General features: G+C 61.5%; 11 protein-coding genes and 1 tRNA gene. 9 read left to right on the top strand and 3 right to left on the bottom strand.

Going from position 1 to position 18121, the window contains the following annotated elements:
• Positions 1 to 59: 59 nt before the first annotated feature.
• The 4 genes from SMD31_RS17335 to SMD31_RS17320 are packed head-to-tail and all read left to right on the top strand — an operon-like array spanning position 60 to position 4583.
• The gene (locus SMD31_RS17335) at positions 60 to 2516 is read left to right on the top strand and encodes a TonB-dependent siderophore receptor (protein WP_320502181.1); all 2457 of its coding nucleotides are present in this window, start codon (positions 60 to 62) and stop codon (positions 2514 to 2516) included.
• A gap of 2 nt (positions 2517 to 2518) precedes the next feature.
• Positions 2519 to 2773: a DUF3649 domain-containing protein gene (locus SMD31_RS17330; protein WP_320502482.1), complete on the top strand. Its 255-nt coding sequence runs from the start codon at positions 2519 to 2521 to the stop codon at positions 2771 to 2773.
• Positions 2770 to 4266: a PepSY-associated TM helix domain-containing protein gene (locus SMD31_RS17325; protein ID WP_320502180.1), complete on the top strand. Its 1497-nt coding sequence runs from the start codon at positions 2770 to 2772 to the stop codon at positions 4264 to 4266. The genes SMD31_RS17330 and SMD31_RS17325 overlap by 4 nt, the downstream gene beginning before the upstream one ends.
• The gene (locus SMD31_RS17320) at positions 4263 to 4583 is read left to right on the top strand and encodes a DUF3325 family protein (protein WP_320502179.1); all 321 of its coding nucleotides are present in this window, start codon (positions 4263 to 4265) and stop codon (positions 4581 to 4583) included. Before SMD31_RS17325 ends, SMD31_RS17320 begins: the two co-directional genes overlap by 4 nt.
• On the opposite strand, the gene SMD31_RS17315 is transcribed toward SMD31_RS17320, so the two are convergent.
• Positions 4580 to 4930, bottom strand: a complete 351-nt coding sequence (locus tag SMD31_RS17315; RefSeq protein ID WP_320502178.1) for a RidA family protein — start codon at positions 4928 to 4930, stop codon at positions 4580 to 4582. The two genes, SMD31_RS17320 and SMD31_RS17315, sit on opposite strands and share 4 nt — an antisense overlap.
• 203 nt (positions 4931 to 5133) lie before the next feature.
• On the opposite strand from SMD31_RS17315, the gene SMD31_RS17310 reads away from it, so the two are divergent.
• Positions 5134 to 5209, top strand: a tRNA-Glu gene (locus tag SMD31_RS17310).
• 155 nt (positions 5210 to 5364) lie between these two features.
• Here the strand turns inward: SMD31_RS17310 and SMD31_RS17305 are convergent.
• Positions 5365 to 6363 (bottom strand): hypothetical protein, encoded by a 999-nt coding sequence (locus SMD31_RS17305; RefSeq protein ID WP_320502177.1) that lies wholly within the window; start codon positions 6361 to 6363, stop codon positions 5365 to 5367.
• Between the two features lie 273 nt (positions 6364 to 6636).
• Here SMD31_RS17305 and SMD31_RS17300 point away from each other — a divergent pair, with 273 nt between their 5' ends.
• The 4 genes from SMD31_RS17300 to SMD31_RS17285 all read left to right on the top strand — a co-directional run bounded on the left by SMD31_RS17300 (position 6637) and on the right by SMD31_RS17285 (position 9074).
• On the top strand, positions 6637 to 7014 hold the full coding sequence (locus SMD31_RS17300) for a hypothetical protein (protein WP_320502176.1): 378 nt from the start codon (positions 6637 to 6639) through the stop codon (positions 7012 to 7014).
• A gap of 288 nt (positions 7015 to 7302) precedes the next feature.
• Positions 7303 to 7512 (top strand): cold-shock protein, encoded by a 210-nt coding sequence (locus tag SMD31_RS17295; protein ID WP_320502175.1) that lies wholly within the window; start codon positions 7303 to 7305, stop codon positions 7510 to 7512.
• A 128-nt stretch (positions 7513 to 7640) separates the two neighbouring features.
• Positions 7641 to 7907 carry a hypothetical protein gene (locus tag SMD31_RS17290; protein ID WP_320502174.1) on the top strand — a complete coding sequence of 89 codons (267 nt, stop codon included), beginning with the start codon at positions 7641 to 7643 and terminating at the stop codon, positions 7905 to 7907.
• A complete protein-coding gene (locus SMD31_RS17285) occupies positions 7908 to 9074 on the top strand; it encodes an acyl-CoA desaturase (protein ID WP_320502173.1) in 1167 nt (388 codons plus the stop codon).
• Positions 9075 to 9091: 17 nt separating this feature from the next.
• On the opposite strand, the gene SMD31_RS17280 is transcribed toward SMD31_RS17285, so the two are convergent.
• Complete coding sequence (locus SMD31_RS17280) at positions 9092 to 17614, bottom strand: GH36-type glycosyl hydrolase domain-containing protein (protein ID WP_320502172.1); 8523 nt, start codon at positions 17612 to 17614, stop codon at positions 9092 to 9094.
• Positions 17615 to 18121: the final 507 nt, after the last annotated feature.

The following is an 18121-nucleotide window of genomic DNA, read 5'->3' as shown; positions in this document are numbered from 1 at the left end:
GGGACGATATCTGGACTGCCGCATCGGCATTCAGGTCCCGTTGGAATTTGGGGGATGGAATGCCGAGAAAGAACCTGCGTGCACTGCTGCTGTCGTCTTGCCTGCTGATTGGCACGGTCGCTGATATGGCATGGGCGCAAAGCACGCCGCCCGTTCTGTCGCAGCCCCACGCAATCGACATCGCGCCGCAGGCACTGGCATCGGCGCTCAACCAACTCGCGGCGCAGACCGGCCTGCAGATTGTCTTCGACGCGGCCAAGATCAGCGGCATCAACAGCGCCGGCGCCAATGGGATGTTGACCACCGAGGCGGCCTTGCAGGCGGTCCTAGCGGGCACCGGCTTCAACTACCGCATATCCGGTACCAATGCCGTGACCCTCGATCTCGTTTCGGGTGACAGCACTGACCTGGCGCCGCTCAGTGTCACGGATACAGCCGAAACCGAAACGGCGTGGGGGCCGGTCGACGGCTATGTCGCCACACAAAGTGCCACCGGTACCAAGACGGACACGCCGCTCATCGAAACACCGCAATCGATCTCGGTCGTCACGCGCGACGAGATGGAGGCGCGCAATGTGACCGATATGTCGCAAGCGCTTGCCTATACGTCTGGCCTCATCAGCGGTGGCCATGGCACGTCCGGTGCCATCGGTGGCGACACCGTGGCGATTCGTGGGTTTGGCGGCGACGGTACGACGGGCCCCTCCAGCAACGAATATATCGACGGCCTCAAACTGGCCGGCACCGGTTATGTCTCATCGGCCTTCGACCCCTATTTCTTCGAACGCGTCGAAGTGCTGAAAGGGCCGGCCTCGGTGCTTTACGGCCAATCGACGCCTGGCGGCATCTTCAACATGGTGAGCAAGCGCCCGACCGAGGATTTCCAGGGCGAGATCGGCTTCCAGGCCGGCAACAATGACCTCTTCCAGGGCATCTTCGATATCAGCGGCGCCATGGACGAGGACAAGGAGTTCCTCTATCGCCTGACGGCGACGGGATGGGACAACGATACCGAGGTCGATTTCTCCGATCGCCGGCGCTATGCCGTGGCGCCGGCGCTGACGTGGCGGCCCAACGAAGATACCAGCATTACCTTGCTGGCGCGCATGCAGAAGGACGATTTTGACTCGTCGCCGCTCAACTGGTTGCCGACGCGGGGGACGGTGCTCGGCAATCCCTATGGCGATATCTCAAGCAGTCTTTACACCGGCGACACGAATTACCAGGAATGGGACCGTGATTCCTACGCCATCGGCTATCTGGCCGAGCATGCCTTCGACGATACGTTCACCGTTCGCCAGAATTTTCGCTACAACTACAACCGACTCGACTTCAAGGGTGTCTACCTACAGAACCTGCGCGCCGATCAGATCAACGCCAGCCGCTACGCCTTCGGCATGATCGAGCACTCCAACGATTGGACACTTGATAACCAGCTCGAAGCCAAATTCGATACCGGCCCGGTGGAGCATACCTTTCTGCTGGGTGTCGATGGCCAGATACTCGACAATGACACCAAGCGCGAACTCGGTCTCTGGACCGATCTCGATGTCTTCGATCCCGATAACGACAATTTTGCCAACACGGTGGCGCCGTTTCGCAGCCAAGCGCAGCTCAGCAAACAGCTGGGCCTCTACGCCCAGGAACAGTTCAAATGGGATGATCTCATTCTGACATTCGGTGGGCGTCAGGATTGGACGTCGGGCGAATTGACCAACCGCATGACGGACGAAACGACGAAGCAGACCGATGACGCCTTCACCTGGCGCGCCGGCGTGCTCTACGCCTTCGAGAGCGGCTTCTCGCCCTATTTCAGCTATTCGGAATCCTTCGAGCCTGAGATCGGCACCGACGAGGACGGCAAACCGTTCAAGCCCACGACCGGCCAGCAGTTCGAAGTCGGCATCAAGTATCAGCCGCCCGGCTATGACAGCTTCATCACGCTTTCGGCCTTCGACATCAAGCGGCAGAATGTGGTGACCGCGGATCCCGTCAACCCGAGCCTATCGACCCAGACCGGCGAGATCGGGTCACGCGGCATCGAACTGGAAGCCAAGGCGAGCCTTGCCGACGGCCTCGATGCCACCTTCGCCTATACCTATCTCGACACCGAAATCCTCAAGAGCGGCGATACGGCAACCGGCATCGACGGCGACGACCACAATGTCGAGGGCAAGCAGAAGGCTGCCATTCCCACGCATGCGGGTTCGGTCTGGGTCAATTACACGTTCCAGGAAGGTGATTTTGCCGGCCTCGGCCTTGGGGCCGGTGCGCGCTATGTCGGCGAGACCTATGGCGATGATGCCAACAGCTACAAGGTTCCCGATTACCTGCTGTTCGACGCGGCCGTGCGCTACGATTTCGGCGAACTCAGCCCGTCGCTCGATGGCTGGATCGCGCAGCTCAATGCCAGCAACATCGCCGACAACAAATACGTGGCTTCCTGCATCGGCATCGATCGCTGCTTTTATGGCGCCGGCCGCACCATCATCGGCACGGTGAAATACACCTGGTGAGGATGCGGCTGGATATCGCGGCGCGCATATTGGCGGCGGTTATGGGCGGCTATGCCCTGGCTGCGGCCATCGTCATCGGTCTGCCTGCGGTGCTGCCTTTGCCGAGGGCCGAGGCTGTTGCCGTCGCCATGATGCTCAGCTTCGCGTTCTGTTGCGGTGCGATCCTCTGGGCCTTTGCGGTTCGTTCCGCCTGGCGTGCCTGGGCCGGCATCCTGCTGCCGACGATGCTGTTTGCCGCGCTGGCACTCGCATCATGAAGGCCGGCTTCCGCGCCACGATGGCCTGGATCCACAACTGGGCCGGCCTCATCTTCGGCTGGCTGCTCTTTGCGATCTTTCTCACCGGCACGGTCAGCTATTTCCGGCAGGAGATATCGCTTTGGATGCGGCCGGAATTGCCGGCGCCGAGCCATGTCCCCAGTGATGTGGCGACCAGCCTGGCCGAGCGGCGTCTGCAGGCAATAGGCCCCAACGCAGATCGCTGGATGATTGAACTGCCGGATGCCCGCGACCCGGCGACACATCTCTATCTCTGGCAGGCGACGCCACCGACCTTTCAGCGCGAAATGCTGAATCCCGCCACAGGCGAGCCCTGGCATCCACGCGATACCTATGGCGGTGACTTCCTCTACTACTTTCATTTCGACCTGCAGATGCCAGGGATCTGGGGGCGTCTGCTGGTCGGCATTGCCACCATGGCCATGCTGGTGGCCATCGTCAGCGGCGTCATCACGCATCGCCGCATCTTTGCCGATTTCTTCACCTTCCGCCCCTGGGCGCAGCCGCAGCGCGCCTGGCTCGACGGCCACAACGCGCTGGGCGTGTTGGCGCTGCCCTATCACCTGATGATCACCTATTCGGGTCTCGTCATCTTCATGTTTCTCTATCTGCCATGGGGAATCGAGCGTCACTATGGCGGCGACATGCGTGCCTTCGAGACGGCGCTGCTCGGTGACCCGGCGCCGGTGACAGACGCCAGGCCCGCATCGCTTCTGCCGCTCGGGCCAATCGCCACCCGGGTCGAGGAGATGTGGATGGCGGGCGATTATCGCCCCCGCGTCGGCCGCATTGAGATCACCCATCCCGGCCGCGCCGATGCGCGCATCGTCATGATCGCCAGCGACACCCATCATGTTTCTCATGCACGGAGCCGCGTGGTGATCGACGGCGTCAGCGGCGACATTCTGCACGACGATCGAGATCTCAATGCGGCCGCCGGCACCTTTTACGCCCTCTATGGGCTCCATATCGCACGCTTTGCCGATCCGACCTTGCGCTGGCTTTTCTTTCTCTCCGGCATGGTTGGGACCGGCATGGTTGCGACCGGCCTCATCCTGTGGACGCGTAAGCGCGCGGCACGCGGTGGCAAGGGCCTGCGGCTTGTCGAGGGTCTCAACATTGCAACGATGGTCGGCTTGCCGCTCGCGATCGGCGCCTTCTTCGCCGCCAACCAGATGCTGCCGATCGCGTGGGAAAATCGTGCCGATGGTGAGGCGCTGGTCTTCTTTGCCGCCTGGGCTGTGGCACTCGCCCACGCCTTTCTGCGCCCCGTAGGGCCTGCCTGGCGCGAACAGTTCGGCCTTGCTGCCCTTCTCTATCTGGCCTTGCCGCTCCTGCAGGCGATCCGCACATCCCACGGGCTCGTCAACGCGATTGCTGGGGGCGACTGGGCACGCGCCGGCGTCGATTTTGCCCTGCTGGCGAGTGCTATCTTCCTCGCGCTTCTCGCGCACAAGGTGGGCCGCAAATGAGCCTGCTCGCCGCCACATCGGCTGCTGTGGGCTTCATGGCCGTTGCGTTGGCGATGCAGCGGCATGCGGGGCTTATCCCGGCGCTGACGTTACCCTGGCGCCGACGGATGCGCGCCATCGGCGGCATTCTCCTCGCCCTGTCGCTGGGACTTTGCCTGATGGTCTGGCCGGTCAAGATGGCCTGGGTCGCCTGGTTGGGGTTGCTGACGACCGGCGCCCTGGCGGCCGTGCTGCTGATCACCTGGCGCAGCGGCGCAAAAAAAACGCCCGCGCCGGTAAGGGCGCGGGCGTTCCGAGGCGCGAGATTTCGGCGTTAGATCGCGGCCGTCATCATGATCTCGACCTTCCACTTCGGGTCGGCCAGCTTGGCTTCGACGGTGGCGCGGGCCGGGGCTTCGCCCTTCACGACCCATTCCTTCCAGGCCTTGTTCATGTCCTGGAACGTCGAGATATCCGACAGCCAGATATTGGTCTTGATGATCTTGGTCTTGTCGGTGCCGGCCTGCTTCAGCAGGGCGTCGATCTGGGCAAGGATGTTCTTGGTCTGCTCATAGACGGAGGCCGAAACCGGCTCTTCCGCCACCTGGCCGGCCAGGTAGACGATGTTGTTATGAATGACGGCATCGCTGATGACCGACGGATCGCCCAGACGCTTCAAAGACATGATGACCCCTAAGGTATTGTAAAGTTGATGGAATTCCGGCCAGCGCTGAATTTTTCCCAAAGCAGGCGGGTGCGGCCGGGCGGCGCATTATGACGGTGGAGACCGATCTCTTAAAGGGGGATCGCAGATTAGCGGCGGCTGGTTCATTCCACCGTTGCAATCCGCCCCTTCAGCGGTTAAAAGGCCCCCGCACAGCCCAAGACGTCCCCATCGTCTAGGGGCCTAGGACATCACCCTTTCACGGTGAAGACACGGGTTCGAATCCCGTTGGGGACGCCAACCTTCCAGAACAATCAGTCAGTTACAGCCTCCCCGGCCCCCTGGGCGCGGGTTGAGCAAGCCCTTGAGAAAAAGGGCCCCGAAGGGCCCCTTAAAGCTGTCGTTTCGCGGGCGGTCCATCTCTCTCCGTGTGGCGCCTGCCTTATTGCACGGCCTCACTGGTCCCGCAGACGGCCACCGATCGTGGCCGCATAGGCCGCACAGAACGCGCCGATCAACAGCGTCACGAAGGTCCACAGCGCGGCTCCGGCAACGGCCTTGCGGGCGTCGTCAGCGATCTGCTTGGCCTTCGTCTTGCCATCCTCGACGGCTTTCTGGGACTGGGCGATCACATCGTCGACCCGCTTTGCCGCTTCGGCCTGCGGCAGACCGGTCTCATTCGTCACCAGCTGGGCGAGATACGCCTTATCGCCGGCCGCGACATCGCCATTGGCCAAGCTCACCGTGAGGATGCGCACAATCTCGCCACGAGACTGCGTCACATCACCCGCTGGCGCTGCCGGAGTCATGGGAGTCATTGCCGGTGCGGGCAGCTGGGTAGTCGTCGCCGTCGATGCGGAATCGGCCGGGCTGCTCGCCGGGCGCAGCAACATATCGCTGAAATACGCCATCAGGGCGGACGACCCAGATGCATTGTCAGCCGAATTCTCCATCCCCGGCGAGGCAGCGGCCGCAGCCCCCGCGGTGGCACCGGCGGCGCCGACACCAGCGGCGGCGACCGACGCGGTGCCCTTGGCGAAAACACCAGCCACCGACGTCATCACGCAGACGCTGACCAGAATGGCGACGGCCCAACTGATGAAGCCATGAGCGGTGTCACGGAAGAATACCTCGTCGCCATGGACGTCAGCCCATTTCGTTCTCAGCCGTCCAGCGAGGTAGCCGCCGACACCGAATGAGACAACATGGACCACGACCGACCAGGCGATGACGCCGACACCGAGCGTGACGGGCGACGCGCCCTCTCCTTGCCAGGGCGAGACGGCCAACAGGCCGAGACCAGCCCCGAGGCTGACAAGAATCATCGACATCGCTGCGGCAGCGGCCGCGCCGGCCAGAATGGCCGACCATGATACGGCCGAGAATGCGGATTCTACCGAGCCCACAGCTCTGGCAACGGGACGATCTGGATATTGGTAGGTGTCGGTCGTCATGGGGTTCTCCTCCGATGGGTGGCCGGCTGCGCTGGCGCGTGTGCATGGCGCCGAACCAAACCAAAGGATGGCAGAAGGTTGCATCGCAGCTCGCGAAGACCGCGTCGCGGAGACGAGCGCGCATGGGATCAATCACATCGTCCGAGTTTCTGTTCTGCAATCGTGGAAGCTACGGATTTCACGCAAAGAAACCCGAACCGTGGAACGACGAAGCCATGGTCGACTTGACATCGCACGCGGCCATATGGCCGAGACCAGAAATCGGAGATACCTATGAAGAAAATTCTCGTTCCGGCTACCTGCGTGTTCCTATCGCTGAGCGGCGTTGCCTTGGCGCAGGACAATACGACAACGACGCCCAAGGATTGCGCAAACGTCACGCCATCTGAATGCTCGACCAACCCGAACGCACCGACCGATACCGACCCGGATATCAACACGAACACCGGCGGCACCGGTAACAGCGATGCCGTTCCGGGTGATCAACCGACGGGCGCTTCACCGGTGAACCCGGATACCAATCCGAGCGGCGACGGGTCTAGCGGCAACTCATCTGGCGGTTCCAGCAGCAACTCGTCCGGCGGCAACTCGTCCGGCGGAGCGAGCGGCGGCTCGTCCGGCGGCAGTTCGGGTGGTGGGTCTGGCAACTAAACAGGTCTGGCGGTCGACCGAGCGTGACGACGGCATCGGGAAACCGATGCCGTCGTTGGCTTGAGGACGTCCACGTGAGATCGGAAATCGCATGGCAATGATCCGTCATCTTAAACATTGTCATTGCATTTGGGCCGCTGGATGCCCATGTATCGACAGTTGAGATTCGGCCGAACGACTTGGGCCCCGCCGCAGATAGCGCGCTGACTGACGATCTTCCTCCAAAATCTCGATCTACTGGTCGCGACAATGCGGCGTAACAAGCTATGTCTAAAAGGAAATATCTCTATGAGTATCGGAACCGTGAAGTGGTTTAACGGCCAAAAAGGCTACGGCTTCATCCAGCCGGAGGACGGCACGCAGGACGTTTTCGTTCATGCCAGTGCCGTCGAACGTGCCGGCATGGGCGCTCTCAACGAAGGCCAGAAGGTCTCTTACGAGGTCGTCGCTGATCGCAAGACGGGTAAGTCTTCCGCCGAAGACCTCAAAGCGGTCTAAGCATCCCATCGTCCTGTTGCTCTGACCACGGATGTACTGGCAGAGCGATAGGCTTGGAAACCTCGTGCGCTCGATCAATCGGGCCACGGGGTTACGCCCATTTACCAGCTCTTTGAGGAGATGACGTCATGATCATGAGCCGCCATCGTCTTCCGCCGGCCAACAGTACCGCGGCAGATTCAGCACCCATCGTGAAGAGGACGCCCCCAGATCGGGCAAAGCAGCTGGTGCAAAAGGCCAATCGCGATCGCGATGCGGCGCTTGCCAGAGAAGAATATGAAGCCGATCGGCGAGCGGTACTGGTGAATATTGAACGGCTGCGGGCGCTCCGCTTGGCAAGGGATTCGGATATCGATATCAATAAGGCAAAGAAGGTCACGAAAAAGGGTGCCTAGATGTTGAAGCCTGCGCATGATGGCGGTCATCACGACATCATGTATCCATCGGTCGTTCCGTTCGTGCTGATGCATCTTGCTTGCCTTGCGGCGATCTGGTCTGGCGTGACATGGACCGCGCTCTCGCTCTGCGCGCTCCTCTACCTCCTGCGCATGTTTGGCATTGTGGCCGGGTATCATCGTTACTTCTCGCACCGGGCGTTCGCGAGCGGCAGACTCTTCCAGTTCGCGCTGGCATGGCTGGCCCAGAGCAGCGCGCAGAAGAGCGTCTTGTGGTGGGCCGCAAAGCACCGCCATCATCACCTTCACTCCGATACCCCGAACGACGTCCATTCACCGCGCCACAGCGGCTTTCTTTACAGCCACATCGGCTGGATCTTTGAGCGCAAACATGACCAGGTCGATCTCAGCAAAGTAAGCGATCTCGCCCACTGGCCCGAGCTGCGCTGGCTGCACAAATATGAACTCGCGCCGGCGGCCGTGCTGGCTGTGTTCTGCTTTCTTGTCGCCGGCTGGTCCGGCCTGATCGTCGGATTTGTGTGGAGTACGGTCCTCCTCTATCACGCGACCTTCTGCATCAATTCGCTGGCGCATGTCTGCGGCAGGCAGCGTTACGTCACGGGGGACGATTCCCGCAACAATTGGCTTCTCGCGATCCTGACGCTGGGCGAAGGCTGGCATAACAACCACCACGCTTACCAAAGCAGCGCGCGCCAGGGCTTCCGGTGGTGGGAGATCGACATCGCCTATTATGCCCTTATCCCGCTCGCCCGATTGCGCATCATTTGGGATGTGAAGTCGCCGCCGCAGCAAGTTCTGCGCAACGAGCAGCGTTTGGGCACCCGCGTCATCAATCGCGCCGCCGAACAGCTCGCAGCTCGCTTCAATCCGGAACCTATCGCTCAGGCTATCTTGGCCGTGCTGCAGGGCCCTGCCTTGGCCAGCTTGCAGGATACCCTGACGCGAAGCCAAGCGCGCAGCAGCGACATTCTGGCGAGCCTGCAGCTGCCGCACATACCCAGCCGCGACAAGTTCCTTGCCGAAGCAAAGGCAATGTTCGCACGTACCGTCTCGTTGGATGAGATCGTGGACCGCGCCAACGAGCTGCTGCTCGCATCGGTCAGCGCGCATCTGGCGCCGGTCGCGGTGATGGACCGGCGACCCTAACCGTCACCCGAACCCGTTCAGCTGACCCTCAGAAGCACTTCGTGGGTAGCGCCATCGTCGATCAGGGGCACGCGCACGGGCCCACTTGGCAGATCTCGGCCATCCAAGGAGGCAGTAATGGCAGGGTCGCCTTTCTCAATGTGTCGTGAGACGACGATATTATAGGTGGTCGACTTGTATCTGAAAATCGCCTCGAAGCCCGGCCAGCCTTTGGGCATGCAAGGTGCGATCAACAGCTGCGTATTGCGCTGTTTGATCCCAAGGATGCCTTCGATCCCGGCGCGATAGAGCCAGCCGGCCGATCCCGTGTACCAGGTCCATCCGCCGCGCCCGCTATGGGGCGCGACCGAATAGACGTCAGCCGGAACAGCATAAGGCTCGACCTTGTAGCGTGCGCAGGCGGCTTCGTCTTTTGCGTGATTGATCGGGTTGAGCAGGTTGAAGAGGTCTGCCGCCTTGTCGCCATCGCCGAGCTTTGCCAGGGCCAAGACGGTCCATGTAGCGGCGTGGGTATATTGGCCGCCATTTTCCCGCAATCCCGGCGGATAGCCTTTGATGTAGCCGGGATCCGGCATCGATTGATCGAAGGGTGGCGTGAACAGCAAGGCCAGTTTGTCGTCACGTCTGATGAGGCGTTGGTCGAGGGACATCATCGCCCGCGCCGCACGTTCCGGCGCGGCGGCGCCTGAAAGAACCGCCCAGGACTGCGCGATGGAATCGATCTGACATTCCGCACTGGACGCAGAACCGAGGGCGCTGCCATCGTCGAAATAGCCCCGCCTGTACCAATTGCCGTCCCAACCCTCGGCTTCAAGGGCGGCTTGCAAGGCCGTGGCGTGCGAACGCCAGGTCCCGGCGCGCGCCAGATCGTTCACCGTGACGGCGAGATCGGCAAAAGCAAGAAGCGTCGTGTAGAGGAACCAACCGAGCCAGACGCTTTCGCCGCGCCCCTCCTGGCCGACCCGGTTCAAGCCATCGTTCCAGTCTCCAGTACCGATCAGGGGCAACCCGTGTGCCCCAACCTCAAGACTGCGATCGAGGCCGAGCGCGCAATGCTCGTAAAGCGATGCTTTGTCGTCCGAGGTCATTGGTTGGAAGAAGGAATCATGTTCGCCTGGCCCCAGAGCGGGTCCGTCGAGGAACGGCAAGACTTCCTCGAGAACGCCGCGGTCGCCCGTCGTCTCGACATAGTGTCCGACGGCATAAGCGAGCCAGACCCGGTCATCCGATATGCGGGTGCGCACGCCCTGGCCGTGGGGCGGTAGCCACCAATGCTGCAAATCGCCTTCCCGGAACTGGCGGCCCGCGGCTCGTAGCAGATGGGCGCGCGTGAGATCCGGCCGGGTGACGGCGAGTGCCATGCCGTCCTGCAACTGATCGCGAAAGCCGAAGGCACCGCTTGCCTGATAGAAACCGGATCGCGCCCAGATCCGGCAGGCCAGTGTCTGGTACAACATCCAGCCATTGAGCATGATGTCCATTGCGCGGTCGGGTGTTTTGACTTCAATCTGGCCAAGCACATCGTCCCAGTGACTTGAGACCGCGCCCAAGACCGCATCGAGATCGGCCGTGCGGTAGCGCATGATCAAGGCACGGGCGGCAATTTCATCACCGGCTTCGCCCAGGAAAAGGACGATCTCGTGGGCGGCGCCGGGCGCCAGCTCAATCTCCGTCTTCAGCACGCCGCAGGGATCGTAACCAGCGCCGACATTGCCCGACAGGACCAGTCCGCTTGTCATTGCGGCCGGACTCTGCAGCGTGCCATTGCGGCCGATGAATTCGCGCCTGTCGCCGGTCCATTCTGTCTGGCGGCCAGCGAAATCGACGAAAGCAACGCCCGACTGGAAGGCCGCATTCCAGGCATTCTGCGCCAAGATCGCCCCCGTTTCAGCATCTCGCGTCGTGACCGCATAGGGTGCCGTCACACCTCGCGCCGCACCAAGTACCCATTCCACATAGCTTGTGACCGACAGATGGCGCGTGCGATCGGTCAGGTTCTTCAGGGTGAGCCGCGAGATCTTGACCGGGTCCTGGAGCGGCACAAATTGTACCAGATGGGTGGCGATGCCATGCGCCGTATGCTCGAAGCAGCTGTGTCCGCGCGCATGCCGCGTGACATAGGGCGCAGCACTCCGGCGAATGGGCAGCGCTGTTGGTCCCCAAAGGTCGTCGTTCTCCTCGTCCTTGATGTAGAGGATTTCGCCGGGCGGATCGCTCACTGGATCGTTGGACCAAGGCGTCAGCTGATGTTCGCGGCTGTTGATAGACCAGGTGCTGCCACTTCCCTCGGCGGAGACATTGAAACCAAAGCCGGGATTGGCGATGACGTTGATCCAGGGTGCCGGCGTCGATCTGTCGGCCGGCAGGACCACTGTGTATTCGCGCCCGCCATCAGAGAAACCGCCCAGGCCATTGAAGAATTCAAGCGTGGACGTATCGAGCGTATTTCCCGGCTGATCGTCCGCAGGATAAACAGGACCGGGAGTCTTCTTCGGGATGGCCATCTGAGGAGCGATCTTCATCCGGCCGAGTTGAACCGACAATGTGCCACGCCCGGCAACCAGGAGAATTCGCGCGACAGCGGCTAGAATCCCTCGCATCTCGACCGATATGATGTCGGCGCGGAGCGAAAACACGGTCCCGCGTCCCGGTACCTCGCCAGGTGTCGGGCGGGATTGGCTGGCTCTGACGGCGGCGTCGATCGCCAGTTGGAGGTCTTGCGTGTAGGAGGTCGCCCGTTCGTTGACAATGACGAGGTCGACGGAAATCTGCTTCATGCGCCAGTATTCATGGGCACGCAGTGCCTGCTGAACGACCGAGATGTCTTCGATATCATCGATGCGGAGCAAGACGATCGGCAAATCGCCGGAGATCCCTTGCGGCCAGAGATTGGCCTGGGGCCCGCGCCCACGGCGTATCGTCTCTTCCGCCGGCCGCATGGAATTGTTCGCATAGAGAAGATGGCTGGCGAGCTGCTGGAACGTATTTGCCTCTTCGGGGTCGATGCTGAGGTGCCGCAACTGAACTTGCGCCTGTGTCCAGGAAAGAGTGGCCGCGCGCTGGAAGGCGCTGGCATCCTGATGGCGATCGATAAGATCGAGCAGCTTTTGACGGGATGACGCGACGATTGTCCAATATGCCACGCGAACAGTGGCCCGGCCATCAATCAGCAGGCGCCGTCGCATCGCGAAGATGGGATCGAGCACCGTGCCCACTGTCCCCGTCAAACGACCTTTGGCAATGGAGATCGGAGACCGGAGATCGCGGCCGCGTCCGATGAACGCCATCCGATCCGTCTCGATCCGAAGTTCACCGATGCTTTCGCCCTCCACGACCATGATCTGAGCTGCCCAGATCTCCGGCTCCGAAGGTGCCCGCTGGCGCCTGGTGGCGATCAAAGCGCCCAGATGCGCAAGATACTCGGTCTGCACGAACATCTTCGAGAAGGCAGGGTGCGCCATATCCGCGCCTTGCGGCGCCAGGACCAGCTCAAGATAGGAAGTGACCTCGATTTCGCGCGGCTGTCCACCGGCATTCGTGATCGACAGGCGGCGCACTTCCGCATCGTCTTCACCAGAGACGACAATCTCCAGGGTCGTCGTAAGAGTACCATCGCGACGTTGAATTTCGGCGCGGTCTTCCGAAAAGGCGACTCGGTACCGGTCAGCAGCGACCCCGGTTGGCTGATAGCCAGCCGACCAATACTTGTCGGTGTGCATGTCGCGCAGGAAAATGTAACTACCCCAATCGTCGCGCGTCGCATCCTCGCGCCAACGGGTCACAGTGAGATCCTTCCAGCGACTGTAGCCGGAGCCGGCCGACGTCAGCATTACCGCATAGCGACCATTGGAGAGGAGATGGGTGTCCGGGATCTGACCATGCGGCGAGGTGAAGCGGCGGATCTTCGCTGGGGCGAAATCGAGGCCTTTGCCCAGCGTGGTGATCTCCTCCACCTTGGGGCGCTCCAGGGCGACGTCCCGCGGCGTGCGTTCCTGCAGCAGCAATTCGGAAGCCTGGATGATCGGCTCGGCATGGAAGCGCGCCCGCATGGCGCCGTCGAAAAGTGCATTGCCGATGGCAACGATGCTCATGCCCTGGTGATGGGACATGAAGGCACGGACGATCGCCACATCCTCGCCGACGGGCAGGCGCTTGCGGGTAAAGTCGAGGGCTTCATAGAAGCCGAACCGGCCCGATCCACCAAGACTATCGAGGCGCGAGAAATTCCGGAGTGCCGCCGCCGGATCGACCATCAACGCCAGGGCCGTCGCATAGGGGGCTATGACGGCGTCTTCCCCAAGCCCGCGTTTCAGCGCGAGGCTCGGAACCCCGAACGGTGAATACTGATAGGTGAATTCGAGATCGCGCACATTGTAGGCCGATTCCGAGATCCCCCAGGGGAGTCCCAGTTGCTGGCCGTAGCGGATCTGGCGACGAACGGTCAGCCGGTTGGTGCGCTCCAACAGGGAGCCCGCCGGTGCCCGCATGACAAGCGACGGCATCAAGTATTCGAACATCGAGCCGGACCAGGAGATCAAGGCCGCTCCCGAACCGATCGGCGTCACGGTCCGGCCCAGGCGGAACCAGTGGCTGGTCGGGACATCCCCCTTGGCGATGGAGAACAGGCTGGACAGACGGGCTTCCGACGCCAGAAGGTCATAGCAGCTGGGGTCCAGTTTCCCTTCCCCGACCAGATAGCCGATCGACAGCAGTTCCCGTTCCACATCCAGGAGGAACGAGAAATCCATCGCAAATGCCATCCGTCTCGCCACCTCTTCAATGGTCGCCAGTCGGTCGGCGATGACATCTGTGTCCTCGGCTGACAATGTCAGGTCATGGAGATGCGCGCGCGCCGAACGCTGCAAGGAGTCGATCCAGTACAACGTCTCGGCATTTGCGCCGGCCGCTGCCATGCTGTTCCGCGCCGCGCTCGCAATCGGCAGCAGCTCGGTCAGGAGTGCCAGGCAGTTGTCCGGCTCAGACTCCCCGCGCCGAATGTGACGCGCCAGAGCTTCCAAGGGGGTGCCCGGCAGCGACGCCGGATTGAACTGGGCATGGACCAGGCGCAGATCATCAGACAGGCCGCGAAACACGGTTCTTGGATCCTGGTGGGGACTTTCTCGCCAAGCACGGCAGGCATTGGCAAGTGCGATCAAATGACCGGCCAGATTGCCGCTGTCGACGGTCGATATGTATTTGGGGTCAAGCGGCCTGAGATCGCCCGTGTCATACCAATTGAATAGATGCCCGCGGAACTTCTCGAGCGATTCCATCGTGTCGAGAGTGGCCGACAATCTTTCGACCGTCTCGCTCAACCCGGCCCAACCGAAATCGCGGGCACATACAGCGGAAAGAAGGTAGAGGCCGAGATTGGTGGGCGACGTCCGATGAGCCAGAACGGGCTGCGGTGTCTCCTGGAAATTGTCCGGCGGCAACATATGGTCTTCTGGCGTCACGAAGGTCTCGAAATAGCGCCAGGTGCGGCGGGCGATGCCGCGCAGTGTCTGGGTATCTGATTCCGAGATGAGCAGGCGCCCCGCATCGCGGGGCGACCGACTGATCCAGTCGGCAACAGCCGGCGACAATGCCCAGATGAAAATGATCGGGGCAGCGATCGGCCAGGCGCGCGAGGCAGACAGCAGGACGACGATGGCGGCGCCAGCAATCAGCAACCAGCTACCGCCCATCTGTCGGGCGAAGCCGCGGGTATCCAGGTGTTGCCCGACCTTCGCCTGCGCTGCCGTCATCCATTCCAGCAAATTCCGCCGGCTAAAATAGACACGATACAGCGTCCGGACGATTGCATCAGTCATCAACCAAGCCTGGTGCGGAAGAAAGATGACGTGACTGGTGATCTGGAAGAGGTTCAGCCGCAGATCACTGCCGAGTGCTCGCAGATGACTGAGCGGTGTTACGTTGAAGCGATGCGGAATGATGGCCCCGAACCAAGGGGCAAGAGACGGTACCGCCATCGCGGTGAGGAGAAAGGCCGACCAGATTGCCGCTGCGGGCAGTGGCATGACCCATCCAGCGATCAGTGCGGCAAGGATAGCAGGTGCAGTGAGCGAGCGCCGCAGGTTGTCAGCCATCTTCCAGAAGCCCATTGCCGGCAACGCATGGCGGCCATTTCCTGCGCCACGGCGAATATGCTCCAGCAGCCACGGCAACAACTGCCAGTCACCGCGAACCCATCGATGCAGCCGGGCGGCGGCGACATCGTAGCGGGCCGGGAATTCCTCGACGACCTCGATATCCGAGGCGAGGCCAGCGCGCGCGAAGACGCCCTCGAAGAGGTCATGGCTGAGCACTGTGTTCTCGGAAATGCGATCCTTGAGCGCCGCATCGACGGCATCAAGATCGTAGATACCTTTTCCGGTAAACGAGCCTTCGCCGAACAGATCCTGGTAGAGGTCCGAGGTCGCTGCAGCGTAGGGATCGATGCCACCCGGGCCGGAGATGATGCGCTGAAACAGAGACCCTTCCTGGCCCATGGGGAGAGACGGTGTCACGCGCGGCTGCAAGATGCCATAACCTTGCGTGACGCGGCCGCTCGCGTCGTCGAAGATCGGGTGATTGAGCGGGTGGGCCATTTTGCCGATAAGCCGCCGCACCGACTCGCGCGGCAGCCTGGTATCGGAATCCAGCGTGATGATGTAGCGGACGTTGGAAGGAATGGCGGCGCTCGCGCTGGCAGTGTCCATAAAACTGGTATCTGTCGCCTGGCGCAGCAGCCGGTTCAATTCATGGAGCTTGCCGCGTTTGCGCTCCCACCCCATCCACTGGCTCTGCACGTCGTTCCAGATGCGGCGCCGATGCAGAAGCAGAAATCGATCGCACTGCGGATCGGGATGGCGCGCATTGAGGCGTGCTATACCGTCGACGGCTGCTTGAAGAAGCGTCGCGTCGTCGTCGGTGTGCTCCGTTGCGGCATCCTTCCAGTCGGAGAGCAAGGCGAAATGGAGCGCACCCGTCGGGCTGGTCAGATAGTGGATTTCGAGGCGTTCGACATATTCGGCGATAGCAGCCTTGCTGGTGAGCAGTATGGGGATAACGACCATCGTACGCAGATGGTCGGGAACACCATCGGTCAACTCCATACCGGGCAGAATGACTGGCGCAAAGCCCCTGGTGACATCGCGATTGATCAGCGCGGTGGCAAGATCGAGTGCCGGAATGAACCCGAGGCAGGTGAGCAGGGCCATCATCCCCAAGCCAACGCCATACTGTTCGAGAACAATAATGGGCAGGGTGAGCAATAGTGAGGCAAGGATGAGTGTGCTGCAGACATAGCCGCCAATGCCGCGACCGATCAGAAAGCGGCGTAGCCTTAGCCGGAGGGGAGCGCGGAATCCAATACCGGCTTCCAGTTCATTTCGACCCTCGGCAATCAAATAGAATCCGGGTTCTCTCGTCCGTTGCACTGATGTGCCGACTGTCTTGGTGGTTTGGCGTGGGGATCTGGTCGAATAGGTGAGGGCGCGGTTGGCAATCTCGTCTTCGGACATCCCTGAGCCGCGCGACAGCTCTTCAATCGCACTCCGGTAGAGGTTGCGTGTCGGGAAATCCATCTCGCGAAACTGGCTGTCCTGGCCAAGAATGGCGTCGACCCGGCTGACACTTTCCACCAGCTCCGCCCAATTCATGCCCGAGACCAGCCGCATGCTTGTGATGATGTTGCGGACGGTCAGATTGGACGCCCCTTGGCGCTTTTGCTCGTCGCGCACAATGGCTTCGGACGACGTATTCCATCGGGCGAGGTGGGCTTCAAGCCAGTCCAGGGCGGGTGTTACGTTGGGATCCTGGTCGCGCAAGCGCTGGATGAGCTGAACGGCGAGGGCTGGCGGCAGCATCTCGCTGTCCAGCGGTCCGAGGACAACCGATACGGGCTCGGGCGCCTTCTCCTTGCTGCCCAGCAGCCGGTCGGCAAGCGCGTCCGCTTCCTGGCGCCCGGCACGGGCCGCCAGAATGCGGACGGCTGAGCGGCGCAGGTTTTCGACAAGAACGATGCGCAGTGTGATGGCGATGGCCCAAATTTCGCCGATCGTCAGGGGTTGAATGCGCTGATAGGCATGGACGAAACGTTGCAATGCAACGGGATCGAAATGACTGTCGGTATGGGCGACAAAGGCCCAAGCGAGCCCAAATACCCGGGGGTAACCAGCGAAGGGACCCTCGGCCAGCTTTGGCAGCAAACGATAATAGCCGTTGGGAAGGTCCGTTTGGACCTCTCGCACCTGCGCCGCCACGACATGGTAGTTATCGACAAGCCACTCGGCGGCCGGGGTGATGAAGCGACCTTCATCAAGTGCCTTTGCGATCGTTTGATGGGCTTCCAGCAAGGTGGCCGCGTTGGCCTTCAGCCGACGAACAAGGGACGGAACGCGGTGTGCTCGAGCCGAGACGGTCTGGGCCGCGGCCAGCGTCTCGGCATGCTGTTCGAGGCGATCAACGCTGAAGAGCTCCTCGCGGATCGGGACATCACTATCCCATGGCGAGTAGCTGCTCACTGTGCGGAACGACGTGAGAAATGATGCGATCAAAAAAAATCCCTATAGCGAGATGCTGGCAAAAAGGGGCGGGTGGCCGCAGCTTCGGTTGTCCGGTCGGACGGTGCATGAATTGCTGTCGCAGAAGGAGACAGCAGTGTCGCCATCGACACGAAAAAAGCCCGCGAACGACTGTCTTGTCGTTGCAAGTGATGCAGTCCGTCTGAACCGCTGGATCTCGGCTATCCAACCGACCATCTGGCCAAGGCGGAATCCGGCGCGAAAGGAGACGTCGAGATCAGCTCTCCTCATATGGTCACATATCAGGCAGGAGCGGGAAACTATCTCGGATCGCCGATTTCGATGCAGGGAACGTCAAGACAGTTCACGGGAACATTGCCTCTCGCCTGCTAACGGTGCTTGATGGCGATCGGTCGCGTGGATCAGTGGGCATCCATCGCGTCATCGCGCAGGTGACGAGCAAATTCGGATGATTCTCCAGCCGCCGAAATGTCCGACTTTCGCCAAGGATTGGCAATGACCGGTGGCGCTTTTCGTGGT

It is taken from the genome of Dongia rigui (assembly GCF_034044635.1).
GTDB classification, from domain to species: domain Bacteria; phylum Pseudomonadota; class Alphaproteobacteria; order Dongiales; family Dongiaceae; genus Dongia; species Dongia rigui.
Note: the sequence above shows the minus strand (reverse complement) of the source record. Positions and strands in the feature narration are given on the sequence as shown.